General features: G+C 35.1%; 22 protein-coding genes. 5 read left to right on the top strand and 17 right to left on the bottom strand.

Annotated elements, in window-relative coordinates:
* Nucleotides 1–5: 5 nt before the first annotated feature.
* Both AC06G9_RS22190 and AC06G9_RS22185 read left to right on the top strand, forming a co-directional pair.
* On the top strand, nt 6–3,083 hold the full coding sequence (locus tag AC06G9_RS22190) for an efflux RND transporter permease subunit (protein ID WP_480957257.1): 3,078 nt from the start codon (nt 6–8) through the stop codon (nt 3,081–3,083).
* A 1-nt stretch (nt 3,084) separates the two neighbouring features.
* Entirely contained in the window at nt 3,085–4,389 is a 1,305-nt protein-coding gene (locus tag AC06G9_RS22185) for a TolC family protein (RefSeq protein ID WP_434439293.1), read from the top strand.
* A 35-nt stretch (nt 4,390–4,424) separates the two neighbouring features.
* Here AC06G9_RS22185 and AC06G9_RS22180 read toward each other — a convergent pair whose 3' ends face one another.
* The 4 genes from AC06G9_RS22180 to AC06G9_RS22165 form a co-directional block, all read right to left on the bottom strand.
* Complete coding sequence (locus AC06G9_RS22180; protein ID WP_153197376.1) at nt 4,425–4,814, bottom strand: SRPBCC domain-containing protein; 390 nt, start codon at nt 4,812–4,814, stop codon at nt 4,425–4,427.
* Between the two features lie 218 nt (nt 4,815–5,032).
* On the bottom strand, nt 5,033–6,244 hold the full coding sequence (coaBC, locus tag AC06G9_RS22175) for a bifunctional phosphopantothenoylcysteine decarboxylase/phosphopantothenate--cysteine ligase CoaBC (RefSeq protein ID WP_045755479.1): 1,212 nt from the start codon (nt 6,242–6,244) through the stop codon (nt 5,033–5,035).
* A 20-nt stretch (nt 6,245–6,264) separates the two neighbouring features.
* On the bottom strand, nt 6,265–6,594 hold the full coding sequence (locus AC06G9_RS22170; RefSeq protein WP_045754029.1) for a DNA-directed RNA polymerase subunit omega: 330 nt from the start codon (nt 6,592–6,594) through the stop codon (nt 6,265–6,267).
* Nucleotides 6,578–7,519 (bottom strand): outer membrane protein assembly factor BamD, encoded by a 942-nt coding sequence (locus AC06G9_RS22165; protein ID WP_045754028.1) that lies wholly within the window; start codon nt 7,517–7,519, stop codon nt 6,578–6,580. Before AC06G9_RS22165 ends, AC06G9_RS22170 begins: the two co-directional genes overlap by 17 nt.
* A gap of 227 nt (nt 7,520–7,746) precedes the next feature.
* On the opposite strand from AC06G9_RS22165, the gene AC06G9_RS22160 reads away from it, so the two are divergent.
* A complete protein-coding gene (locus AC06G9_RS22160) occupies nt 7,747–8,028 on the top strand; it encodes a NifU family protein (RefSeq protein WP_045754027.1) in 282 nt (93 codons plus the stop codon).
* 62 nt (nt 8,029–8,090) lie between these two features.
* Nucleotides 8,091–8,738: a hypothetical protein gene (locus AC06G9_RS22155; protein WP_045754026.1), complete on the top strand. Its 648-nt coding sequence runs from the start codon at nt 8,091–8,093 to the stop codon at nt 8,736–8,738.
* On the opposite strand, the gene AC06G9_RS22150 is transcribed toward AC06G9_RS22155, so the two are convergent.
* From AC06G9_RS22150 to polA, 11 genes are all read right to left on the bottom strand, one after another.
* On the bottom strand, nt 8,735–9,964 hold the full coding sequence (locus AC06G9_RS22150; RefSeq protein ID WP_411028111.1) for an ABC transporter permease: 1,230 nt from the start codon (nt 9,962–9,964) through the stop codon (nt 8,735–8,737). The genes AC06G9_RS22155 and AC06G9_RS22150 overlap by 4 nt on opposite strands.
* A gap of 5 nt (nt 9,965–9,969) precedes the next feature.
* On the bottom strand, nt 9,970–10,611 hold the full coding sequence (locus AC06G9_RS22145) for an MBL fold metallo-hydrolase (protein ID WP_248755160.1): 642 nt from the start codon (nt 10,609–10,611) through the stop codon (nt 9,970–9,972).
* A gap of 79 nt (nt 10,612–10,690) precedes the next feature.
* Nucleotides 10,691–11,434, bottom strand: a complete 744-nt coding sequence (locus AC06G9_RS22140) for a shikimate dehydrogenase family protein (protein WP_045754023.1) — start codon at nt 11,432–11,434, stop codon at nt 10,691–10,693.
* A complete protein-coding gene (locus AC06G9_RS22135; RefSeq protein WP_480958204.1) occupies nt 11,435–12,841 on the bottom strand; it encodes a tetratricopeptide repeat protein in 1,407 nt (468 codons plus the stop codon).
* Nucleotides 12,842–13,020: 179 nt separating this feature from the next.
* Nucleotides 13,021–14,409, bottom strand: coding sequence for an OmpA family protein (locus AC06G9_RS22130; protein WP_434439281.1), 1,389 nt, complete (start codon nt 14,407–14,409; stop codon nt 13,021–13,023).
* Nucleotides 14,410–14,657: 248 nt separating this feature from the next.
* A complete protein-coding gene (locus tag AC06G9_RS22125) occupies nt 14,658–15,668 on the bottom strand; it encodes an inorganic phosphate transporter (protein ID WP_045754021.1) in 1,011 nt (336 codons plus the stop codon).
* Between the two features lie 32 nt (nt 15,669–15,700).
* On the bottom strand, nt 15,701–16,348 hold the full coding sequence (locus AC06G9_RS22120; RefSeq protein WP_021190730.1) for a DUF47 domain-containing protein: 648 nt from the start codon (nt 16,346–16,348) through the stop codon (nt 15,701–15,703).
* A gap of 89 nt (nt 16,349–16,437) precedes the next feature.
* Nucleotides 16,438–17,472, bottom strand: a complete 1,035-nt coding sequence (locus AC06G9_RS22115; protein WP_045754020.1) for a sensor histidine kinase — start codon at nt 17,470–17,472, stop codon at nt 16,438–16,440.
* Nucleotides 17,473–17,539: 67 nt separating this feature from the next.
* Nucleotides 17,540–18,193 (bottom strand): phosphatidylserine decarboxylase family protein, encoded by a 654-nt coding sequence (locus AC06G9_RS22110; RefSeq protein ID WP_480957256.1) that lies wholly within the window; start codon nt 18,191–18,193, stop codon nt 17,540–17,542.
* A gap of 35 nt (nt 18,194–18,228) precedes the next feature.
* Nucleotides 18,229–19,332 (bottom strand): toxin-antitoxin system YwqK family antitoxin, encoded by a 1,104-nt coding sequence (locus AC06G9_RS22105; RefSeq protein WP_248755163.1) that lies wholly within the window; start codon nt 19,330–19,332, stop codon nt 18,229–18,231.
* 21 nt (nt 19,333–19,353) lie between these two features.
* On the bottom strand, nt 19,354–22,140 hold the full coding sequence (gene polA / locus AC06G9_RS22100; protein WP_434439273.1) for a DNA polymerase I: 2,787 nt from the start codon (nt 22,138–22,140) through the stop codon (nt 19,354–19,356).
* Nucleotides 22,141–22,249: 109 nt separating this feature from the next.
* Between polA and rsgA the strand changes: the two genes are divergently transcribed.
* Entirely contained in the window at nt 22,250–23,170 is a 921-nt protein-coding gene (gene rsgA / locus AC06G9_RS22095; protein ID WP_045754017.1) for a ribosome small subunit-dependent GTPase A, read from the top strand.
* A gap of 2 nt (nt 23,171–23,172) precedes the next feature.
* On the opposite strand, the gene AC06G9_RS22090 is transcribed toward rsgA, so the two are convergent.
* Together AC06G9_RS22090 and AC06G9_RS22085 are read right to left on the bottom strand one after the other, a co-directional pair.
* Nucleotides 23,173–25,584 (bottom strand): hypothetical protein, encoded by a 2,412-nt coding sequence (locus tag AC06G9_RS22090; RefSeq protein ID WP_480957255.1) that lies wholly within the window; start codon nt 25,582–25,584, stop codon nt 23,173–23,175.
* A complete protein-coding gene (locus AC06G9_RS22085; protein WP_480957254.1) occupies nt 25,550–26,602 on the bottom strand; it encodes a hypothetical protein in 1,053 nt (350 codons plus the stop codon). Before AC06G9_RS22085 ends, AC06G9_RS22090 begins: the two co-directional genes overlap by 35 nt.
* Between the last annotated feature and the right edge of the window lie 29 nt (nt 26,603–26,631).

Genomic DNA, 26,631 nt, shown 5'->3' with positions numbered 1-26,631 from the left:
TTTTTATGAGTTTGTCTACAACAAGTATTAAGCGTCCCGTTTTAACGATTGTATTAAATTTGATGCTCATCTTATTTGGTATAATTGGTTATACTTATCTGGGTGTTCGTGAATTTCCATCCATCGATCCTGCTCAGATATCGGTGAGAACAAGCTATGCTGGAGCAAATGCTGATATTATCGAATCACAGATAACTGAACCCCTAGAAAAAGCGATTAATTCTATTGATGGTATTCGAAATATTTCGTCTTCGAGTAATCAAGGTACGAGTAATATAACAGTTGAGTTTAATTTAGGCAAGAATTTAGAGGAAGCGGCCAATGATGTGCGTGACAAAGTCTCTCAGGCAGTGAGAAGCTTACCTCAAGATATTGATGCTCCTCCTGTGGTATCGAAAGCTGATGCCGATTCGGAACCCATCATTACGATGACTGTTCAAAGTTCTGAGAAGAATATTTTGGAATTATCGGATTATGCCGAGAATACCATTTCACAGAGGCTTCAAACAATCCCAGGTGTCAGTTCTGTCCAGATATGGGGGCAAAAGAAATACGCTATGCGATTATGGTTGGATCCCGTAAAATTAAATTCATATGGCGTCACCGTATTGGATGTGAGATCTGCTCTAAACCTTCAAAATGTTGAACTACCCTCAGGAAAATTGACAGGCTCTAATACGGAATTGACAGTAAAGACTATCGGAAATTTAGCTTCAGAGGATGAGTTTAATGATATCATCATAAAATCTACAGGAAATAGTAGCATTCGGCTAAGTGATGTCGGAAAGGCTGCTCTGGAGGCTGAGAATTTCGAAACGAAAATGTCGGATTCGGGACTGCCCATGTTGAGTATGGCGGTCATTCCACAGCCGGGTACCAATTATTTAGAAATTGCGAAGAATTTCTATAAAGAATTTGATCAATTGAAAAAGGATCTCCCTGAGGATATTGTGATGAAAATAGCACTTGATAATACATTATTTGTCAAACGTGCTGTTCTGGAAGTGGCCGAAACATTACTAATTTCTGTTGTTTTGGTTGTGTTAATTATCTTCTTGTTTTTTCGAAATTGGTCTATTGCATTTCGACCACTAATTGACATTCCAGTATCTTTGATTGCAACATTCTTTGTGATGTATCTTTGTGGATTTTCCATCAATGTATTAACATTATTGGCGATTGTACTGGCAACAGGTCTAGTGGTAGATGATGGAATTGTGGTAACAGAGAATATATTTAAAAAGGTAGAAGAGGGGATGTCTCCTATTCAAGCAGCAATAAAAGGATCTAATGAAATTTTCTTTGCTGTGATATCCATTTCAATTACACTTGCAGCAGTGTTTTTACCTGTTGTCTTTTTAGAAGGATTTGTAGGACGGCTCTTTCGAGAGTTTGGGATAGTTATTGGGGCAGCTGTACTTATTTCGGCTTTTGTTTCCTTAACATTGACACCGATGTTAAATGCTTATCTGATGAAAGGTGGTGAACAGAAAAAGACTAAGTTTTATGATAAAACGGAACCTTATTTTGTTGCATTAACGGATGGATATGCCAATTCTTTGGTCAAATTCTTGAAAAAGCAATGGTTAAGTTACCCCATCATATTAGCTTGTTTTGCGCTTATCTACTTATTCTTTAATTTATTACCCAAAGAGACAGCTCCTTATGATGACCGTAGTTACTTAACTATGCGTGTTACAGCTCCGGAAGGTGTATCATACGATTATATGGATCGTTTTATGACTGAATTAACGACATTGGTAAATGATTCGGTTCCTGAAAAAGATGTCAGTTTGGTTATTACTTCTCCTGGATTTGGATCTGCTGCGGCTAACAGTGGTATTATACGCCTTGGTTTAGTGCAGCAAGAGGATCGAAGTAGGACTCAAGCTGAAATTGCTCGTGATTTATCTCGATTGACGCGTTCTTCTTCGGAAGCTAAGGTCTCTATTATGGAACAGCCAACGATTTCAGTAAATCGAAGAGGTGGACTACCTGTACAATATATTATACAGGCACCAAATTTTCAAAAATTGGAAGAAAAGATTCCTGAATTTATGGATGCTGTGAATGATGATCCTACTTTTTCGATTACTGATGTTAATTTGAAATTTAATAAACCCGAAGTATACGTGAATATAGATCGGGAAAAGGCCTTGAGTTTAGGTGTTTCTATTTTGGACGTTGCACAGACGCTGCAGATGTCTCTTTCAGGGCAGCGATTTGGTTATTTTATGATGAATGGCCGACAATACCAAGTGATAGGTCAGTTTGATAAAAAAGATACGAGTACACCATTGGATCTTGCTTCTATATTCGTTAAGAATAAAGATGGTGAGTTAATTCAATTGGATAACATTGTGAAGATTGAGGAACAGAGTAGTCCGCCGCAGCTGTACCACAATAATCGTTATATGTCAGCAACTGTATCTGCAGGTTTAGCTCCAGGAAAGAGTTTGGGAGAGGGAATAGAAGCAATGGATCGTATTAAAGCAAAGGTACTAGATGAGACCTTTACCACTGATTTAGGTGGTGAGTCTAGAGATTTTAGAGAGAGTGGATCAAATACCATGTTTGCCTTTGGCTTAGCTCTCTTATTAATCTATTTAATTTTGGCGGCACAATTTGAAAGTTTTATAGATCCCTTCGTTATTATTATTACAGTGCCACTTGCCGTGGCAGGTGCCTTATTTTCGCTTTGGTTATTTGGGCAATCATGGAATATCTTTAGTCAGATTGGCACAATTATGTTAATAGGATTGGTGACAAAAAATGGTATTTTAATTGTGGAATTTGCCAATCAGTTGCGAGAAGATGGTAAATCGAAATATGAGGCTATTATTGAGGCTTCTGCTGGACGATTACGTCCGATCTTGATGACTTCGTTGGCGATTGCACTTGGAGCATTACCGATCGCATTATCTCTCGGAGCAGCCTCTACAAGCCGAATAGGAATGGGAGTCGTGATCGTAGGGGGAACATTGTTTTCCCTTGTGTTGACGTTATTTGTTATTCCCGCGATCTATTTAATGTGGTCTAGAATAAAGAAACACAATCCTGAATTGTCGAATATTAAAGATTAATATGAATAAGATTTATTATTTATTAGCCCTGTTTTTTATTCCAATGTGCAATGCTTTTTCGCAAAATGTACTAACTGCTCAAGATGCAGTAACTATAGCTCTGGAAAATAATTTTGATGTATTGCTTACAAAAAAGGATGTTATTATCGCGCAAGAAAATGCGACGTATGGGAATGCAGGGATCTTACCCAACCTTACAGCAAATTTTACTCAAAATAATAGTAGCCAAAATTCTAAACAAACACAGATTACAGGTGAAGTTAGAGAATTGGAAAATGCAAAGAACAATAGCATGAATTATGGGGTTAGTCTAGGCTGGACCATTTTTGATGGATTTGGAATGTTTGCGCGATATGAAAAATTAAATCAATTGAAATCAAGGAGTGATCTGGAGTTGAAATCTGTTATTTTAACAACGGTGGGTGATGTGTTAAACATGTATTATACGATCGTTTTAGAAGAGAATTTATTGCATACGATAGATTCTTCTATCGCCATTTCTAACGATCGTTTAAAAACAGCTGAAAACCGTTTTCAAATTGGAAAGGCTTCAAAACTGGAAGTCTTGAATGTTCAGGTAAACTTAAATGAAGATCAATCCTTGAGGTTAAAAAAACTGGAAACAATTGCTAATTTGAAAACGGAGTTAAACCGATTAATGGCAAGGGATTTAACAATAGATTTTGATGTTGAATATCAATTTCAGTTTAATGAAAATTTGCAAATCAATGCCTTATTACAAGAAGCCAGCGATCAAAATATCGATCTTCAATTGATCAAATTGGATAAACGCTTAGCCGAGTTGGAACAAAAGGATGTCCGTTCAAAACGACTACCGGTGGTTAGACTCAATTCGGGATATAACTTTTCTTCATCAGAATCGAGTTTAGGCTTTGTTTCTCAATCTAACGCTAGAGGTTTGACTTATGGTGTAACTGCATCTTTGAATATTTTTGATGGATTTAATCAACGAAGGAGTGAACGTGTCGCTAAGCAAATGGTAGAAAAAGCTTCTATACAAATTGAAAGATCGAAAGAGCTTATCAATGCGACTATTTTGAAAGCATATCAAAGTTATATGACCAATATAAGCTTAACGAAATTGGAAGAGCGAAATGAGAAAATCGCTAAACAAAATTTAAATATAACTTTAGATAAATATAAGATAGGTACGATCAGCGCCGTTGAATTTAGAGACGCTCAGGAAAACTATGTCAATGCCGTGAGTAGGCTAAAGGAGGCTAATTACCAAGCAAAGCTTTCTGAGATAGGTCTAAAAGAACTTGTTGGCAACTTAGACTTGTAAGATTTAACAAGGGCACTAAGAGCCTAAAAGGCTGCTTAGCGTCCATCTTCGGTATAGAAGTCTAGGAGAGAACTCATATAAGGATCGTCCCAGCCATCTACGATATCAGCATAGTCTTCTTCTGGTATGTTAGTATGGTTAATTTCAATGGAAGTTCCCTTCTTGTGGTCATGTAGCTTGATCGTCACTATAGATTCGGACTCCTGCTCACCAAAATACCATTGTTGAACAATTTTCTTATTCGGGTCTAATTCGATAAATTTTCCTGTAATGGCACCATCCCACATCGAAAATTCGCCGCCGACAACTGGATTGATTTCTACTAAGTCTCCTGTCCAAAGACGTATGGTAATGTCGGTCGTCAAAGCTAAGTAGATCTCTTCGGGCTCTGCAGGTATTATGTAATATTTTTTGAAATCTTTCATATGAACAAAAATACATTTATTATAATTGAGAGTATCAATCTATTTTAATCTTTTCTGTACTGATAGAGAAATGAAAAAACAAAATGGGAGCCTGATCGAGTAAGACAAGTTTTTTGTAGAGTCTATTATGGATCGTATATCAGCAATAATCACTGTTAAGGAGCTGCTACGAGAACTATTTACTAGCTATAATCCCAATGGAGCAATGGAGGATAGGACTAATTTGAACTTAGAATGGGATGATGTACGATAAGTTGACAAATATCTTTTGCCACTTCTTCTTTTGATTTTAAGGTATATTCCTGAATATGTTCAGAGCGATCGATCACTGTTACTTTATTTGTATCTGTGGCAAAACCAGCGCCTTTATCTTGCATGGAATTGAGAACGATCAGATCTAAATTTTTACGGATTAATTTGCTTTTTGCATTTTCAACTTCATGATCAGTTTCAAGTGCAAAACCGATTAAAAGTTGCTTTTCCGTCTTTCTTTTTCCAACAGTTGCTAAAATATCCGTTGTTTTTTTGAGTGATATAGAAAATTGATCTTCTTTCTTTTTAATTTTTTGAGTTGCGACTTCAATGGGAGTGTAGTCAGCAACTGCTGCGCTCATAACAATTATATCGGACTGAATGAAATATTGCTCAACAGCTTCAAGCATTTCTTGAGCAGAGGTAATTAATATGCGATGCACATTCTTTGGTGTCTCCAAAGCAGTTGGACCACTAATTAAGGTTACATGTGCTCCCAATTCTGAAAGTTGTTTTGCTAATGCATATCCCATCTTGCCACTGGAATGATTTCCGATGAATCTGACAGGGTCGATCGCCTCATGGGTTGGTCCAGCAGTTACTAAAGCCTGTCTGCCGATTAAAGGTAAATCAATGGAGAGGTTTTTTGTAATAAAATGAAGTATTTCTTCGGGCTCGGCAAGTCTTCCTTCTCCAATTAACCCGCTCGCTAGTTCTCCATTTCCAGGATGAATTAATGTGTTTCCATAAGACTGAAGTAGTCGAATGTTATTTTGAGTCGAAGGATGTTTCCACATGTCTAGGTCCATTGCGGGAGCAATAAAAACAGGACATTTAGCTGATAAATAGACTGCCGTTAATAAGCTGTCGCAGATACCATTTGCTAATTTTCCAATGGTATTAGCTGTGGCAGGAGCTACCAGTATAAGGTCAGCTTTTAGTCCGATATGGACATGATTATTCCATTCCCCAGTTTTAGGGTCGAAATAATCGATTAAAACGGGGTTATTTGAAAGTGTTGACAATGTGAGCGGGGTGATAAATTCTGCCGCCTCTTTTGTCATTATGATTTGAACATTTGCTTTTTCTTTGACTAATAATCTTGTCAGATGTGCAATTTTGTATGCGGCAATACTGCCGCATACAGCAATTACAATATTTTTATCAGCTAAGCTCATATCCATTTAGATAAGGCAAGTTATTCTTGCTCTTTTGCAGGATTTCTGAAATAAATCTTATCGTGTAAGAATTCGTCAATTGCAATAAGAGTAGCTTTTGGCATACGCTCATAGTGTTTTGAGATTTCAATTTGCTCACGGTTTTCGAATACCTCTTCTAAGTTATCATTGTTAGTAGCAAATTCTGCAAGTTTGCCATTCAATTCTTCTTTGATGTCAACTGAAATTTGATTAGCACGTTTGCTGATCACTACGATTGACTCATAAATATTGTCAGTAACGATGTCTAATTGTCTTAAATCACGTGTTACAGTTGAAGTTGCTACAGTGCTGTTATTTTTTTGACTCATTGTTTTGGGTATTATCTTTATTATCTTTATTATCTTTTTTTTCTCTCGCGGCTTTTCTTTCTTTCTCTTGCTCTGCGATTGCTTTATTTACTGTTGCCATATAGGCTGTAGCAGCTTTCATTTTCTTTTCAGCATTATCGCGAATGGATTCTGCTTCTTTCAAATATTTACTATTTGGAAATGCCATTGCCAATGAACGATAATAATCAATCACTTCAGCATAGCGATCTGCCTGTTTAAAAGGTGTACTTTGATTGGCAAAATTATACTGAGACTTTAGCGTAAGGTACTCAATTTCTTCCGCATATTTAGTATCTGGATATTCTTTCAATACATTTTGTAATGCGATTACTGCTGCTCTATAATCATCATTTAATCCCATGTCATAGAGAAGCTTAGCATTTGAAAAGGCTTTAAATTCCAATTTGTCACGAAGCTTTTGAATTAAATCACCAGCTTCTTTTGCTCTATCTGACTCTGGATACAAGTTGACAAATAATTGTAATGCATCAATTGCTTTTCTTGTATTTTCTTGATCTAAACTAGATCTAGGAGAATCGAGGTAATAACAATAAGCAGACATAAAACGGCATTCTTCTGCTCTTGGACTATTCGGATAAACATCTGCGAAGTCTTTGAAATGATAGCGTGCTGATGTGTAGTCTTTCAGTCTGTAGTTTGCAAAAGCTGTGAAATAATAGAGATTCTCTGCTTCTGCTTGTCCTCTAAATTTACTTCTCAAATCTTCAAACAATATTAAAGCTTTGCTATATTTCTTATTTTCGTATAATTTGACTGCCTCTTCGTATTTCTGAGCGATGTTATTGCTTGCGCGCAACTTCTCAAATTTACTCTTACAGCTACTGAATGATACCAATAACAAAATTCCGGCACATAAAGCCGCTATACGCCTATTTAAAAACATTTTACAAAGATAAGTGAATTTGTAATACTAATCAATTAAATTTTTATGTTGCAATATAGTGCATTAATGAATGCTAAACAACGAAATACTTTCATATTAACTTTTTTTAACCTCTAGCTAAAGCGCAATTATTATTGTCATTTTCATGTTTAAAAACGATATGAATCGATTTGTCATCATTTCATTTTGGTAAATTTTGATTATATTTACATTCAAATTGTTAAAGTATGACATTAAAAGAAAGAGTTGAGCAAGCATTGGATACGATTAGACCTTATTTGGAAACTGATGGTGGCGATGTTAGTGTGGAAGAAATCACAGCAGATAATGTTGTTCGTCTAAAATTATTGGGCGCATGTGCTTCATGCTCGATGAGTATTATGACTTTTAAAGCGGGCTTAGAGCAAGCGATTAAGAAAGCTGTTCCTGAAATTACAGCGGTAGAGGCGATCAATATTACCGACATCAATGATCCTAATGCTACCTTACCAACGCCTAAAGCCTTATAATTGACGGCTTTAATTAACACAATTTAACAACAGTATTACTGTTTAAATCTTAGATTTGTGCTATGAAATTCAACTATCACTTTATTCTTGTTACATTTTTTATTTTTCTGGGATATGTTTCTTATTCCCAAGAACGTAAAATATTGCAGTTTAGTGGTATTGTACAAACAGTGAGCTCGGGCCTTCCTGTAGGGTATACGACAATTACGAATGAAAGCTTTCGGAATGAAACCTACATGGCTAATAATGAAGGCTTTTTCTCTTTTGTGGCGCATGTGGGGGATACGATCCGTTTTACTTCAGTAGGTTATGAAACCTATCAATATGTTATTCCTAATGTAGAGGGCGATCGACTCTCTACTGCTATCGTGATGACTAATCTCATTATTGAATTGCCAATGGTGACTCCTTATCCTTGGGCTAGTATTGAAGAATTTAATATCGCATTTATGAATTTGGAAGTCAATTCGGATAACGTGATTCGTGCCAAACGAAATATGTCTAAAGAATCAATTGATGCGATGGCTGCTATGATGCCGAGAACTGCTGATGAAATGCACAGCTATAATGTGAATGAAAATCATCGTGGAATGACTAATAAGGTTATCAATCAACGATACGCCAATCCATTATTAAATCCTTTTGCATGGGGAAGCTTGATTCAACAGATTTCTAAAGGAAAAAAAGGTAGTAAAAGCTCAAATTTTTAATCTGTCGCTTCCAATTTATTTAATTCCGATACACTTATTTTAGATGAAAAATAGGCAATCAGTCCTGCTATGCCGGTAATGGTAAAGAATACAATAATAAAATCGCTTAAACGCAATGCAATAGGGTAGCTGTCGATTAACATATTGGCTCCTTCTTCTACTTTTATTATGCCATAATGGATCTGTAAAAAGCAGAATATATAGCCAATTACTAATCCGGTTACGCAACCGATTAAAGAAATCATTAGTCCTTCATAAAAAAATATTTTCTGAATCATAGAATTGTCTGCACCTATGTTCTTTAAAATAGTCATGTCTTCTTTTTTGTCAAGTACGAGCATGGTTAATGATCCTACAATATTAAATAGTGCAATGATGCTAATTAATGTGAGTATAAAAAAAACTGCCCAACGTTCTACTCGTACATTTTTATAAAGAGTTGGATTTTGTTCCTCTCTATTTTTCACAATAAAATCATCACCGAGTTGTGTTTGGAGATTATCTTTGAATGTTTCCAAGTTTGTTTTGTCTTTCACATAAAATTCAATCGCAGAAATACGATTAAATTCGCCTAAGACTTCTTGGGCAAAAGAGATCGGCGTGACTACTAAATTATCAAAATCTTGTTGATTTTTAAATATTCCGGTTGGTTGAATGGATCTTATATTAAATTCGTCCGCAGGATTTGCGCTATTTTTGATACCTTTCCGTGGTGAATATATGTCGATTCGACTTAGGCCTGTGTGTATTGAAACACCTAAGTTTGCTTGTACCCCTGCTCCAATTACAGCATAAGGAGTACTATCTTGCATCAGGTTGTAATCTCCATTACTGATCAAGCTATCCTTGGCCTGATGGTCGATCGAATTGCCTTCTATACCTTTTATCGTGCCAATATATTGTCGATTTTCATACTGGAGCAATACCTTTTCTTGTAGTACTTCCGTATAATTGATTACGTTTGTATCTTTTTTTAGTGCCTGAATACCGGGATGATTGGGGTCGAATAATTTACCTTGTCTTGGTTCTATTTTTATTTCTGGGGCAAATTGGCTAGACATGGATAATATTAAATTTTCCATGCCATTGAATGATGATAAAAGGATTATTAAAGCTGCACTACTTACTAAAACTCCTACGATACTGATACCTGAAATAATGTTTATTGCATTGACTGATTTTTTTGAAAACAAATATCGCTTTGCAAATAGATAAGGTAAATTCATTATTATTATGCTCTAATATATGGATTGTTCACTTTTTCCGATCCGACTGTTGTGGTTGGTCCATGTCCTGGGTAAACGGTGACCTCATTCGGAAGGGTATAAATTTTTTCTTTTATATTTTTAAGGAGTAGTTCGTGATTACCTCCTGGCAGGTCTGTTCTCCCTATACTGTTTTTAAACAATACATCTCCACCAATAAGGAATTGTTGTTTTTCATGATAGAAGCATAGGTGTGCTGGCGAATGACCGGGTGCAAATATCAATTTTAACTCATCGTTTCCTATTTTTATAATACCTTCTTCGCCAAGAAAGGTTTCTGCGATAGGGGAGATCTCGTATCTGAATCCCATTTGGGGTGCATAGTTTTGCACTTCAATCAAAACAGACAGTTCTCCCTCATGAAATTGAGGGTATAGAGCGTATTGATCAAATATAAATCTATTGCCCAGAACGTGATCAATATGACAGTGTGTATTTAATAAGATTTTGGGAATTAAACCATTTTGCTCTATGAAATCTGTTAATAGTTTTTCATCAGCCTGACCATACATTCCCGGGTCTATTATGGCACAATTGCGGTGCTCATCATAGAGTACGTAGGTATTTTCTTGGTATGGATTAAAGGTGAAAGTCTTAATATGTAACATAATTTTTTAAAGTAATTTCATGATCAAAATAGTATTTTTAGCGGGGCTGAGTGAAGGTATTATACGTGCTGCAAAATCATCACAGTTCATTCCAAATTTCCCAATTTTTTTCTGCTTGTAGTACTAACATCTCTAATCCATTTTTGATCTTAGCGCCGTTATTTTTGCCATTTTTAAGGAATGTTGTTTCTGGGGGATTATACACTAAATCATATAACAGATGCTTATTACCAATATGATCATATGGAATATCCGGTGCATCTTCGATATTTGGGAAGGTCCCCACCGGAGAACAATTGATAATGATATAATATTCATTTAATATGTGAGCATCAAGTTCGCTATAGGTCAGGTTTGTTTCTGTTTTTGATCTACTGACAACTTTGTAGGAGATATCCAAGGCATTTAATGCATATTCAACAGCTTTTGCGGCACCACCATTTCCTAGAATTAATGCTTTTTTATGATGGTCATCTAATAAGGGTTTTAATGACTCCATAAAGCCAAACACATCCGTATTGAATCCCTTTAAAAAAGGTCCAGAAGCTGTATGTTTAATTTGTATACAATTTACTGCTTGAATAGCTTGTGCTTCTGGCGATAGCTCTTGAAGATACGGAAGCACATTGATTTTATGTGGAATGGTAACATTCACACCATAGAAATCCGAATCCTTAAATATTTTTTCAAATTCCTGAATATCTGCTATACTATAGAGATCATAATTGACGTCTGTAATATGTTCTTTATCAAATTTCTCTAAATAGTATTTTTTAGAGAAGGAGTGTCCTAAAGGGAAACCGATGAGTCCTAACTTTTTCATTTACTTAGGAGAATATTTTTTAATGATTTCTGAAATGATATGATTCCCCTGTAATTGAGGTAGATAATCAAAAAGGATATAATGCTTCTCAGGATCTGTTGCAAGACCCAATTCTAAGAAGACGATTGCATCATTGTATTTACCGTTTGCAAACAAATAGGCTACCATTCTGAAATATAGTTCTGCAGCCTCTGGATTATTAGTGATAGCTTCAGATACAATTTCAATGGCTTCATCGACTTTATCTTGTTCGAAGAATATAGATGAATAGTCCAGCCAGGCATCAATATCTAGGGGGTTCAATTCAACCACTTTGGCATATGCCTCTTCTGCTAGATCGATTTGTTTTAATTTATATCTTGCGTCAGCAATTGCAAACCAGTAATCTGGATTTGAATCATCTAACTCCAGTGCTTTTTTATAAAAGTGTAACGATTCAAAGTGGCGTTCTTCAAAATCAAGAGTTACACCAATGCCAAACCAGGCATCCGCTAGGTCGCCATCCATTTTGACTGCTTTTTTATAAAAAACACGAGCTTCTTCCATTTGCTCCAGTTTTTCTAAGCATTCTCCGATAGCACAATAGGTGTCAGCACTTGGTTTTTCATATTCAAATGTTTGCTTATAGACTTCCAATGCTTCTTGATAGCGATCAAGATTGACCAATGCATTTCCTTTGTTGAAATATGCAGATGAAAAATTTTCTTTGATTAAAATAGCGTAATCATAAGCATCTATCGCTTCAGGGTATTTGGACAATTTGTGATAAGCATTGCCTAAATTGTACCAAGCATAATAGGAATAGGGTTCCGAATCAATATATTTTTTATAAAATTCGACACTTTCTTCTTGTCTGTCCAGAATATCATAGCAATAGGCAAGTTCATACAAAGCTTCTTGGTTATCCATATTGAGTTCAAGCGTTTTTTTAAGATAATAAATCGCTTTTTCGAAATCTGCTTCACCTTGATAGACGACACTGATGTGAAAGTAGATCTCATCTTTATTATCGGACAAACTCAATGCTTGATATAACTGTTCTTTTGCTTCTTTAAATTGTCCTTTGGCGCCATAGACACCTCCTCTAATAAAGAATATATCTCCTTCAGATGGTTCTAATAACTCCGCTTTTGAAAGTGCGTTTAATGCTTTTTCGAATTGTTGGGTGGCAGAATATAACTGTGCTTGTTTTAATAAAAATGTCACATCAAAGGGGTGCTGATTAATGGCATAATCTGCAACCTGTAAGGCTTTAATAGGATCATTTTTTTCAATGTAATAATCAATAATTCCTTCAAATGCTTTAGAGTCAAAGAAGTATTGATCTTCATTTCTTATCATTTCTTCATAACGATCAACCGAGGTTTTTCTTTCCTCAGGAGATTCAAAATCAAATTCCTCTTCCATCATCCTTGTATAATCTATCAGTAACTCAACTTAGTTGAAAGTAGTGATTTTTAATAACTATGTCTAATTAATTTACAAATAAAATTAATTATTACTTAGCAAAGATACGGATTAAAGTGGGCAAAATAAAAAAGCCGATTCTTACGAATCGGCTTTCTAAAATTATATGTTATATATAATTATTTTTTGATCTCAACACGACGGTTTTGAACACGACCTTCTTCAGTTGCATTAGATGCTACTGGATTAGCCTCACCGTAACCGTTAGCTGTAATTTTAGAAGAAGCAACACCAGCGTTAACTAAGTATTGTTTTACTGCATTAGCACGGTCTTTAGATAAAGAAAGGTTATATGCTTCAGAACCTTCAGCAGATGCATAACCATCTAAAGTAACAGATGAATTGTTATCACGTACTTCTTTAGCAACTTTGTCTAAAGTAGCATATGATTGAGTTTTCAATACTGAGCTATCAAATTCGAATTGAATTGGAGCAACATAACCGTTTGAAGAAGTTACATTGTTAACAACTGGCTCAGGGAATTTGATTTGACGACCAGATCCATCAACTACTGCACCAGCAGGAGAGTTAGGCTCTTTATCGAATTTATCAGAAACACCGTCACCATCAGAATCAGTATTCAATGCACTAACAGTACTTTCTAAAGTAGATACACGTTGTTTTAATGCTTCAACTTCGTTACGTAATGAAGGATCTTTCAATTCATCATACATTGTAGCAACTGGGTTAGCAAAAGTCAAGTTTTGTTTGTCTCTTGAACCTAAAGTGAATTCTAAACCACCGTATACATTAGAGAAACGTTGTTTTCTATCACCTTGTCTGCTTGGTCCATATAATAAAGCATCGTCAGTGAAGTTCATTGTGTAACCTAAGTTTAATGCAACAACTTCAGATAATTTGAATTTAGCACCAACTCCAACAGGAACATACATACCTAAACGGAAGTCTCTATCACCAACTTTGTCACGATCTCCGAAGATTTCTTCACCCCATTTACCTTTGTTTTGGTATACTTCAGTTCCACCAAACTCATTGTTAGAAAATTGAGTAGGGTTAAAAGCCATAACACCTAAACCAACTTTAGCATAGAAATTAACTGAGTTTTCTCTTCTCAAGAAATCGATAGTACCTAATTGGAATACACCATTTAAGCTAGCTGCCCAATTTACTTCTGTTTCAGCTGATTTAGCTTGACCTTTTCCAACTGTACCTGATCCTGCTTCGAAAGCATCATTTTTGTTGAAAGTTTTGATTTTACCACGGTTACCTTCTAATTCTAAACCGAATAGGTGAGAGAATTGTTTACGAACTGTTAATCCGTAGTACTCACCTACTTTATTTTGGAAGTAACCAACTTTCTGACCGAAAGCATTATTTCCACCGATCAAAGTATTAGGGGTAGTGATACCACCTTGAACACCGATTGACCAAGTTCTGTATTGTGATCTTCCACCAAATACAGTTTGAGCTTGTGCTACATCAGCAAAGCCTAAAGCGGCAACTAAGGAAGCAGCAACAGCTGTTTTTTTAATTGTAGAATAGTTCATACTCTTGTTTTTAAGGTTATTATTAAATTTTAATTGTTCTAATTTGTATGTGATCTTTTGAAATGGAAACACGGTTTGGAATAATCAAACACCGTGCCGAAATTAAAAAAGCATCAATTGTTTTAATTCTAACTAGAAGAAAAACGTATTTTTCTTTGTTTTATTGCAAAGCAGTAAAACAAAAATCCGGACGAATCTACCAAATTTTTGTTTTACTTTATATTTTTTTTGTAAAATAGTGTAAATTATTACAATATGTAGTGTATAATAAACAATGTGATTGCACCAAGCAATGCAGATACAGGAATAGTTAATACCCAAGCCCATAATAGACTGATCGTAACTCCCCATCTTACTGCTGAAACGCGTTTAACAATACCCACCCCTATGATAGAACCTGTGATGGTATGTGTGGTCGAAGCAGGAATACCAAAATGCTCTGTTAGACCTAATGTTAGGGCACCAGCTGTCTCTGCAGCAACACCCTCCAAAGGGGTAACTTTCGTAATTTTAGTTCCCATCGTTTTCACAATTTTCCATCCTCCACTCATCGTTCCTAAAGAGATGGCCAAATAACAGGTCAGTGGAATCCATTCCGGCATGTGCTCAGTATTGGGTAAATACCCTCCTGCTACCATCGCTACTAGGATAATACCCATCACTTTTTGTGCATCATTACCTCCATGAGCAAAACTTAATGCTGCTGAAGAAACCAATTGTAATACCTTAAACCACTTTTCTGCAACTGCAGGTCGGGAGTTTTTAGCGATATTGATAATAATGAGGGTGATAATAATGGATATGAGCATCCCAATAATGGGGGCGAGTACAATAAATGCAATGATTTTTAGCGTTGCATCAATATTGATGGCATGGATCGGATCTCCACCTATGATGAAAGCGTAAGCCATTCCTGATCCGGCAAACCCACCGATTAGAGTATGTGAAGAACTTGACGGTACACCGTAGTACCATGTGAATAGATTCCAGCCTATCGCAGCTAATAAACCTGCAAAAATGACTTCTAATGTAATATATTCTTCTAATACAGTTTTTGCAACTGTATTGGCCACTTTATGGTCTGTAAAGTAAAAGTAAGCAGCGAAATTGAAAATCGCAGCCCACAAAACAGCCATAAAAGGAGTTAATACTTTTGTTGAAACGACGGTAGCAATTGAGTTGGCAGCATCATGAAAACCATTAATGTAGTCAAAAGCAATCGCTAGTATAATTACAACAATTAATAATGTTGACATCATAATATGAATGTGTTAATGTGTTAAAATCGCGATTATGCGTTTTTAACCAATATGCTTTCTAATACGTTTGCTACGTCTTCACATTTGTCTGTAGCGTCTTCCATTGCCGATAATACTTCTTTATGTTTGATCAAAGTAATGGCATCTTTTTCAAATTCGAATAAATCAGCGACTGCTTTATCAAAGATATAATCAGCTTTATTTTCAACGCTATTGATACGAACACATGAATCTGTAATATTGCGGATGTTTTTAAGATCTTTTAATTCGAAAATTGCTTTTGCTACATGATCTGTTGCCTCAACGATTAAATCAGCCATTTCAATCATAGGTTCTGTCGCCTTTTGTACTTTATAAAGATCCATTTTGTTAGAAGCTCCATTTATAAAATCTGCAACATCATCCAATGAACTTGCTAATGCGTGAATATCTTCACGATCAAATGGAGTAATGAAATTTTTACCAAGCTCGAGGTGAATTTGGTGTGTAATATTGTCTCCTTTATGTTCTAGATCTTCGATTTTACGAACGATTTCTTTACGTTTTTCCGCGTCGCTTGCGTTAACGGCTTCTTTTAGTAATTTTGACATTTCTATCAAATTACTACCTGCTTGTTCAAATAAAGGGAAAAACTTTTTATCCTTAGGAACGAAATACTGAAAAATGCTATTTAAAGACATATCATTATTAATTATTTTTTGCGAAATTACTAAGTTAATGTTAAGTTAATGTTAAGTTTTGTGGAATGTTAAGTCGTACATCCTTGATATTATGTTTGAGAAACTTTTTCAAGGGTAAACCCAAAAGTTGTCCCGATGCCTTCTGTACTTCTTACATTTACATTTTGTTGGTGTGCTTCTATAATATGTTTGACTATTGATAAACCTAGCCCAGAACCTCCAATGCCCCTTGATCTACTTTTATCGATCCTATAAAAACGTTCAAAGACGCGGCTTAAATTTTTCTCCTCAATACCATATCCGTCATCTGTTATTTCTACTAATACCTGCTCGAATAGGGGAAAAATACGGATTTGACTTTTTCCGCCATTTTTCCCATACTTGATCGAGTTTTCAATTAAGTTGACAAGAACTTGACTGATTTTGTGCTTATCCGCCTTTACCCAATAGGGGGTACCCGGTTTTATTTTTAATTGAATTTCTATATTATTCGATTTGGCTTTATCATCCAAGGATTCCTTAGTTTCTTTAATTAGTTCTACAATATCAAACTTTTCAATATTTAAAACCATTTTTCCGGATTCTAGTTTTGATATTTCATCTAAATCTTGGATGAGATAGTTTAAGCGATCCACATTTTTAGATGCTTTATTGAGAAAAGTTTTGGCCATCTCCAGATCTTCTTCCATAAGGCCATCTTGTAAAGTTTCTATATAGCCTTGAATCGAAAAAAGCGGGGTCTTAAATTCATGAGAAACATTAGACAAGAATTCTCTTCTAAATTTTTCCTGTGATTTTAATTGTTCTATTTCTATTTTTTTTGCTTTCGCCCAAGCTTTTACTTCATTTTCAGCATCTCCTATTGGGTCTGCAGTCACATGCTCACCTAGTGCATCCTTAAGATCTTTTCCTAATTTAAGGTTATGTATAAGCTTGTACATCGTATTTATTCTTTTATAAATATAGCGTTCAAATACGAAGTTGAACATCAGAAAACTGACAAGGGTAGCGATAATAAAAATAATTAGAAAGGACTTCCAATCCGAATGGTAGTAAAAACTAACGGCAGAAATAGCCAAACCAACGGCTAATGAACAATTTAAAACGAGTTGTCTAAAATTCATGTATATAATAAAAAAGGCTTTGGTAAAATACCAAAGCCTAAGTTAGTTATTACTTGTTAATAAATTATTAAAATTTTCCGATGATGGTCTTACCTCCGACTACCTTATCACCAATATTAACATGGATTTCTGTGCCCAAAGGTAAGAATAGATCAACACGGGAACCGAATTTGATAAACCCAAATTCTGCCCCTTGTGCAACTTGATCATTTTCTTTTATATACCATACAATACGACGTGCTAATGCGCCTGCAATTTGTCTAAAAAGTACTTCTACACCATTGGCGTTTTTTACGACTACTGTCGTTCTTTCATTATCTGTGGATGATTTTGGATGCCATGCAACCAAAAACTTGCCAGGATGATATTTGAAATAGGTCACAATCCCACTAACTGGATTACGATTAACATGTACATTAATAGGTGACATGAAAATAGAAACTTGTAACCTTCTGTCATGGAAATATTCATTTTCTTCCGTTTCTTCTATCACGACAACTTTTCCGTCAGCAGGACATAAAATCGTTCCTTCGTCGATAACAATTTGTTTTGTTGGACTACGGAAAAATTGAACGATTGTGATAAAAAGAAATGCTGAAAGGATATAAATAATCCATTTAATAACTTCAGGAGCATCATAATAGTCCGCAACTGCATTTATAATAAATATTACTAAAATAGTAATAGCCAGACTTGTATATCCTTCTTTGTGAAATTTCATGCCTATAATTTTTTTGCAAATATAATCAAATAGTCTTATTGTCCTTTTTCTCGATGAATTATTATTGGTAGTACAGTAATTTTTCCCTCAGAATTCGTATATATTTTACCGGTTACGGTCAGGATATCTACAACTGGCATACCGTTTTCTAATGATGGATAATAAAAGCTAATATTACTTAATAATGGTTTAAGCACATTATTGATCGCGTCTGATGAGGTTAACTTAATAAAATTTATTTTTGATGGTGTTCCAGATTTATCTAGCTTGATTTTATACTCAAACGTATCTTCTATAAATCCTTCTGAATCCATCTGGTTTAATGCACTCGTTAATTCTAAACTTGTAAACATGTTGAAATTAGAAAAATCATCAAAGTTACAGGCTTTAAAGGTCAATGACTCAGCTCTAAAAAATGTATCATACGGAATTATCCCAAATTTTGTTTTGCGGTATGAATTGTCAAAATAGTAATCGTTTCCTATGAGTAAGTTTCCATCCTGATATTTTTCTGTTGCGATTAGTGTTTCTTTGTCTCCTTTATTATAACCTAGTATTTGCCAATTGCCATCCTGTTTGCCATTGCGTATTTTTCCTTTTGCTACATAAAAATCAAATCCATACTGGTTGTAACCTTCAAACGGAATTGAAAATGAGTAGGTTCCTTCGCCATCTTTTATTTTCTGCGTGCCATTAGGTAACCAAAAGTCTTTTATATAGATGATGCTATCGGTGTACAATAGTGTCATTGCCAACTGGTTACTTGGGTAACGATGTTTGACTTCTCCTTTTGGCACATCTGCTATAAAATTAGCTTCCCATTTTAATGTGCCATTAGGGTGATAGGCTTTGAAAGGCCCATCTTTTATTCCATTTGTATAAACTCCTTCTAGAATTAAACGACCATAATTGTTGAAGTCTTTAAAAATACCATCAAATTTTTGTGTTTTCGGATTTAAAGGGACAACACGTTCAATGGACTTGAATTCACAAAATTTGTCGGAAAGAAAATAGTTCTTATCAAAGAAAAAACGAAAAGTATTATTCTCGACTTTTTCATAGTAAGTTGCTTTTTCTTGTCCTATAACCATGTTAACGATTTGAAAGTAAGCTATTAAGATAAACAGAAGTTTTCTCATAATTATCCTTGATATAGTTATTTAATGTGCTTCTAACCAATTTTTACCTTGTCCTATTTCTACGACTAGTGGGATCTCTGTTTTTATGGCGCCAGTCATTTTTGTTTGGATGATCTCTTTAAAAATGGATACTTCATTTTCAGGGACATCAAAAACAAGCTCATCATGCACCTGCATAATCATTTTACCTAATAGTCCTTGCTCTTCAATTTCTTTTTGAATACCGAGCATGGCAATTTTGATCAAATCTGCCGCCGAACCTTGAATAGGAGCATTAATGGCATTTCGCTCTGCAAACCCCCTAACGGTCATATTTGCTGAATTGATATCTCTTAGATAACGTCTTCTTTTGAGGATTGTTTCGACATAACCGTTTTCTTTTGCAAACTCTAAAACTTCACTCATGTATTTTTTGATCCCTGCATATTGAATAAAATATTGATCAATAATTTCTGCGGCTTCTTTGCGTGGAATAGCAAGACTCTGCGATAGACCAAATGCCGACTGTCCGTAGATTATACCAAAATTTACTGCTTTTGCATTTCTACGCTGATCTGATGTTACTTCTTCTAGCTCGAGTCCATAAACTCGGGCAGCTGTCGCACGGTGAATGTCATGCCCAGAAGTAAATGCTTCCATCATATTGGGATCTTTACTCAATTCGGCAATAAGGCGTAACTCGATCTGAGAATAATCGGCAGATAATATGACATTGTTTTCATGACGAGGGATGAATGCTTTTCTTACTTCGCGACCGCGCTCTGTTCGAATCGGTATATTTTGTAAATTGGGATTTGTTGAACTTAAACGACCAGTAGCTGCTACAGCTTGATTGTATGAAGTGTGGATGAGTCCTGTATCGGGATTGATCAATTCTGGAAGCGCATCTACGTAAGTCGATTTTAATTTCTGTAGCTGTCTAAAACTCAATATATCTTGGACAATATCTGATTTATAAGCTAATGCTAATAAAACATCTTCTCCTGTTTTGTATTGCCCCGTTTTTGTCTTTTTTGCCTTAGGATCTAATTTTAATTTATCAAAAAGAACTTCACCCAACTGTTTAGGTGACGCAATATTAAAATTTACTCCTGCTTTTTCGTAAATGGTCTGTTCTAATAATCGAATGTCTGTTTCCAGATTTTTTGAGAATTGTTGCAAAGCGTCAATATCGATGCGGACACCATTTCTTTCTATTTCTGCTAAAACGTACACCAATGGGAACTCGACCTCATTGGCAAGGCTTAGTGTATTTGTTTCCTCTAAGAGTGGTTTAAAGATTTCTTTAAGTTGTAGGGTAATATCAGCATCTTCGGAAGCATATTCTTTAATTAAATCAAGTTCAACATCTCTCATGTTTCCTTGTTTTTTACCTTTGCTTCCTATCAACTCTGTGATGGATAGTGGTTTGTAGTTTAGGTAGTTCTCTGCCAATACATCCATGCCATGCCTTGTATCTGGATCGATTAAATAATGGGCAAGCATGGTATCAAAAATAGGACCTTTGACAGCAACTTGGTATCGAGCTAATAATAAAATATCGTATTTTATATTTTGACCAATTTTTTCAATTTGATCATTTTCCAATATGGGTTTGAAAATATTGATCACTTCTTGTGCCTGTTGTCTATCTGCTGGTGTGGGTATATAATAGGCTTTTCCCTTTTCAAAAGAGAATGATAACCCTACAATATCAGCAAGGTTGGCATCTAAGCCTGTAGATTCTGTATCAAAGCAAAAGCTTGTTCGTGTCGATAATTGTGCTGCTAGCGCTTCTTGTTTCTCTTTTGTGTTGACTAAAATATATTCGTGTGGCGTATTTTCCAGGTTGTTCACAGGGCCTGCGTAGTTCTCTTCTTCGATCATTTGAACATCTTGTGGTAAGGAAAATAAGTCCATTTGTCCAGTTGTAGTCTTTGAACTTTCTGTACTATTGGCCATCTCTCCAAATACCCGTTTCCCAAGTGTTCTAAATTCCAATTCGATGAATAGGGGCTCAAGTATATCTTTATTGGGTTCTTCTATTAATAATTTTTCTTCTTCGAGTTCTACTGGAACATCCAATAATATCGTGGCCAATTTTTTTGAAATTAAGCCCTGCTCAGCATAATTTTCGACGTTTTCACGTTGTTTGCCTTTTAATTTGTCTGCATTGGCAATAATATTCTCTATTGAACCAAATTCCTGAATCAATTTTTTGGCTGTTTTTTCACCAATTCCAGGTATTCCTGGTATATTATCAACAGCATCTCCCCAGAGTCCTAAAATATCAATGACTTGGTTGACATCCGATACTTCCCATTTTTCAAGAATTTCTTTTACACCTTGTATTTCCGCTCCATTCCCCATACGAGCTGGCTTGTATATAAAAATATTTTCTGAAACGAGTTGACCAAAATCTTTATCTGGAGTCATGCAATATACAGTAAAGCCATTTTTTTCGGCTTTTTTCGCTAGGGTTCCGATGATATCATCTGCTTCGTAACCATCTTTCGTAATGATGGGAATATTGAAACCTGTGATCAATTTGAAAATATAGGGTATGGATGCCGAAAGATCTTCAGGCATTTTCTCACGATGGGCCTTATATGCTTCAAACTCAATATGCCTAGCTGTTGGTGCTTCGGTATCAAAAACTACGGCTAAATGTGATGGTTTTTGATTTTTTAATATTTCCAATAATGTGTTTGTAAATCCCATTATTGCACCTGTATTTAAGCCATTTGAGGTAATACGAGGTGTTTTGCTTAATGCAAAATAGGCTCTATAAATAAGGGCCATTCCATCTAGAAGAAATAGTTTTTTCACGAATTCTAATTTTAAGGTGTCTCTTACAAAGGTAATAAAAACGATAAACCTTAAGTTTAATAAATTTTTCCGATTTTTGTTGGATGATATATGCACAAAAGAAACTTTTATGAGAGGACTAGTAACAAAATCTACGGGTAGTTGGTATCAGGTATTGGGTGAAGATGAGCAACGTTATGACTGTCGTATAAAAGGAAAATTTCGTACAAAAGGGATTAAAAGCACCAATCCTGTCGCTGTTGGTGATTGGGTGCATTTTGAAGTGGAGCCTGATCTTGAAAGTGCTGTCATTAATGAATTAGAACCTAGACGTAATTATATCATTCGTAAATCTGTCAACTTATCAAAGCAAACACAGATCATTGGTGCTAATTTAGATCAAGCTTTTTTGGTTGTAACATTAGCATCTCCGCCTACATCACTTGGTTTTATCGATCGTTTTTTGGTTACCACAGAAGCATATAGCATTCCTGCAGTTTTGATTTTTAATAAATTGGATTTATTTAGTGAAGACGGATTAGCTATTTTACAAGATTATAAAAGTATCTATGAACATATTGGCTATCCATGTTATGAAGTGTCGGCACTGAATGGGATGAATATAGATCAGTTAAAAGACCTTCTGAAAGATAAGACGACACTAATTTCAGGACATTCTGGTGTAGGTAAATCAACTTTAATTAATGCGATTGTGCCTGAATATGCTGTTAAGACAGGAGACATTTCGGATTGGTCTGATAAAGGGAAGCATACGACAACATTTGCTGAAATGTATGATCTCCCATTTGGTGGAAAACTTATTGATACGCCAGGTATTCGCGAATTGGGTATTGTAGACATTGAAAAGCAAGAGTTATCTCACTTTTTTCCTGAAATGCGTGATCTGATGAATCAATGCCGATTTGACAATTGTAGACATGTCAACGAACCGGGATGTGTGGTTATGGAGGCGGTTGAAGCTGGTGAGATCGAATCATCCCGTTATGATAGCTATCTCAGTATCTATCATAACGAGAATAATCGGATGTAATATTAATTTTTTGAAATAAAATCTTGTAAATAAGTACATTCTCGGACTGCTGTTTGATAAAAAACAGTCTTTTGATATTGATTTTTTAGTTGATGAAAGTATTTGTTTTGGATTGCAAATTGATAAAATGGATTGTCATGACTACTTTCGTAATAGGTCCATCGCATATCATCTTTTAATTCAAATTCTTTTTGCTCACATTTTGCTAACATAAATGTACACTTCGCTTTGAATTCGGGAGTTGAACCCAACTCTCGGGCTTTTAAGTACCATTCTTTGGCAGTTTTAGTTTGTGTGTAGTTTCGTTCCCAATATTGACTTGGTCTGGCATTATTGTCATACGATGACCATTGGTAAGATACGAGAGACCATGCATTGCCGTAAGTACTTGTTTGGTAAATGCCATTTGCTAAATGAAAATAATAATCTGCTTTTTTACTATTATTTTTTTCTTCATTTATTAAAGACTGGTACTTTAACATACGTGCTGCGTACTCGAGTTTAGTCATACCAGAAGTTCCAATTCTTTTTGGATAGTCATTGATCGTCGTAATAAATGGATCTGGAGCTATTGTCTGGTCTGTATACCAATTGCTATATTCTTTGGATTTATATGTACCAGGTAGTCTTTTTAATGTTTTTACAGCATTCTTAAAATCTAATTCTCTCAAATAGGCGGTACCGATCAATTCGGTTAAATAATTCTTATTTATTTTTTTGATATCTTCTAGTAAAAATTGAACCATTTTTGATGGTTTATCAGGCGTTAAAATATATTCCTGAATTCTTAGCAATATTTGTGGAGTTAAATTGTCTTGCCAAAACTGGATAGTGCTATATTGCATATTATTTTCAAGTGTATCATTCACATGACCATAGTGATAAAAAGTATCACCTTTTACTGCAGCCAGGCTTGCTAGAGCAGTATCTCCTTTAATCAGATATTGATTGACAACGATATTTTGTATGATATTTTTAGCAATGAGGCTGTAAGAGCTATTTTCAAATGCATTCCAATAACTTGAATTTTCAGATTTATTTTCTTTACGTGCCTTTTCTTGTAGCCACTTTAAGGTTGAGATCAACTGATTTTCATTTAATGTTTTATTCGCTTCCCAGTCTTTCAATTGGGTTAACATATCTGTTATTCGTAATTGATCTTTAAGATTTTCATTCAGAGATTTAATATCTACCTTTTTGATGTAGTTCTTTGCTAAATCATTTTCTGCATTAAGCCAGCTTAAATAAGCTGCTGTGATTAATCCTAATTGTGGTTGAACATATTTTTTATCTTTATAGAGTGAGATAGCAAGTGCTCTAACATCTTGGAGGTGTTTTTGAATATCTTGTTTTTGTCCATCATTATACCCATTTGTGCTACTGCGACCTAGTGTATTGGGTTTGATGAAATAGTTTTCAATTTTATTGACTTCGCGCGTTAGGAGTACAGCATTAATCGTATTTGCTGGGTCTAGTTGATAACAGTTTTTAAGATATGTTAAGTTGATATTGCTGTTATTAAAACCAATAATTGCATTGATATTGAACTTGTCGGCTTTAGTTTTTGCATGTGCTAATATTTCGGAGTCTGTAGTCTGAATATAATGGAAGTTGTTATAAGCTAATATTCTTCTTTCGGGTGATTGTGTAAAAACTTTAGAAAATAAGAAAGCTGCTTTTACTGGATCGCCATTTTTTCTGGTAGCGCCGGCATAATTGGATAGAGCCCATCCTAGGATAGGAGATTTTGACTTTGAGCGTGCTATGTATTTCTCATAAACCATCATACTTTTTTCATATTCTTTTGCAAAAAGAAATAACCTTGCAGCCTGATATGCATAGCGCAGTGCGATGAAGTGATTGTCTTTGTCGTTAGAAATTTTACTTTCAGCTTCTACTGCAAATTGATTTATTTTATCAAAATTACGTTCATCTGGACTCCATGGATCCTGAGCTATATTAGTAATAGGTTCTTGATCTTTTGTAAAGATGAAATAATCCCGTTCCGACTTATTTTTTGGAAGTAGTAAGCTCTGAACAAAGGTGTTATTTTGTAGCGAATCAGGTAGATTTTTTAAGGAATCATTTTTTTTAAAAATCTGTATTGTTTCTGCGTTGTATTGATACATAAGAGCGTACACATCCTCAGTTTTGACTTGGCTGCCAAGGTGATCAATCCAGTCTGCCACGTTGACCATCGCTTCAGAAACAGGTTCTTGTTCGGTATAGAGAAATTGATAAGGGATAAACTGAAAGGCTGAATAGCTATTGTCCTCCAAATTGGGGAGAAAATAGGTTTGTTGATTGTCGTATGGATCCATCTCAGGACCGCAAGCGATATTAATCGCAATCTCACTAAAATATAGGGAAAGTGTTGTGCTAAAAAGCAGCAATGACTTCTTGTAAATCTGCATAACTATAATTGGATATTACTTCTGGTGCTAAATGATAAAATATAATTCTGTTCTCTTTTCCTTGAAGTTCTTTCTTTAAAAATTTTGCTGTCGCTATCAATTGCTCTTTAGTAACAAATTCATGACGGATCACATCTCCTTTTTTAAGATTGGCTTTTTGTAGATCTTGGTTTAGAATATATAATTCAGTTTTTGGATTTCTTGTAAAAAGGCCATTATCCTGAAAATCTGATTGGTCAATATACTTGGATATTCCGATGTACTGTTGATCACGGAACGCGACATACCAATCAAAAAGTGGTAAAGCGATGTCTAATTGTAACGGATAGTTTTTTAATGTACCACTTAAATAGGTTGTTAAATCCTGCTGATTTAAAATGGAGTTATGATCACCAAATTGTCTCAAGTTGCCCATATTATAGCACATAAGTGTTGCTTTTTTAACAGGAGGGACACCATTTGTTTGAATATTTTTCACTTGGTGGAGTCGCAAAGTTGATGTTACTGTCACTTCATTTAGTTCTGGAATTGTTTGTAAGAATTCGAGTAAATAAAAAAATTTATCTCTTGAACTTTTTGTCCAATCACAGTCTATTTGGAGTTCCTTGAACGCGTCTTTTCCTCCTTGCTTTACTTTTGCAGCTATAAAAGGTATCATTTTATGGGCAAGTCCTCTTATCTCTAGACTATCGAGCTCTGTAAATATTCTTTGGTTAATAAATACTACTGGAATAAGCTCCTGATTTTGATCCACAGTTTGTTCAAAAGAAATAGGTGATATGGGTGTGGGTTCAATTCCATTATCTGTAAAATCAATATCCATAACACGTACGAACAGGGCATCGGATTTCAACTCTTGGACTATTTTTTGAGATATGGTGTCAGGTTTATAAATTGTTTTCCAGTAATAAAATCCTACAGAATGCTCTTTTTTTTGACAGGAAATGAGTAATATTATGCTAAATGCAGCGCATAAGAATATTTTTATTTTGGAAAATGCCATGGATTTTTTCTTCATGAATGAATCGTTATGAATATGATTTTATT

This window comes from Sphingobacterium sp. MAE, assembly GCF_056711605.1.
Note: the sequence above shows the minus strand (reverse complement) of the source record. Positions and strands in the feature narration are given on the sequence as shown.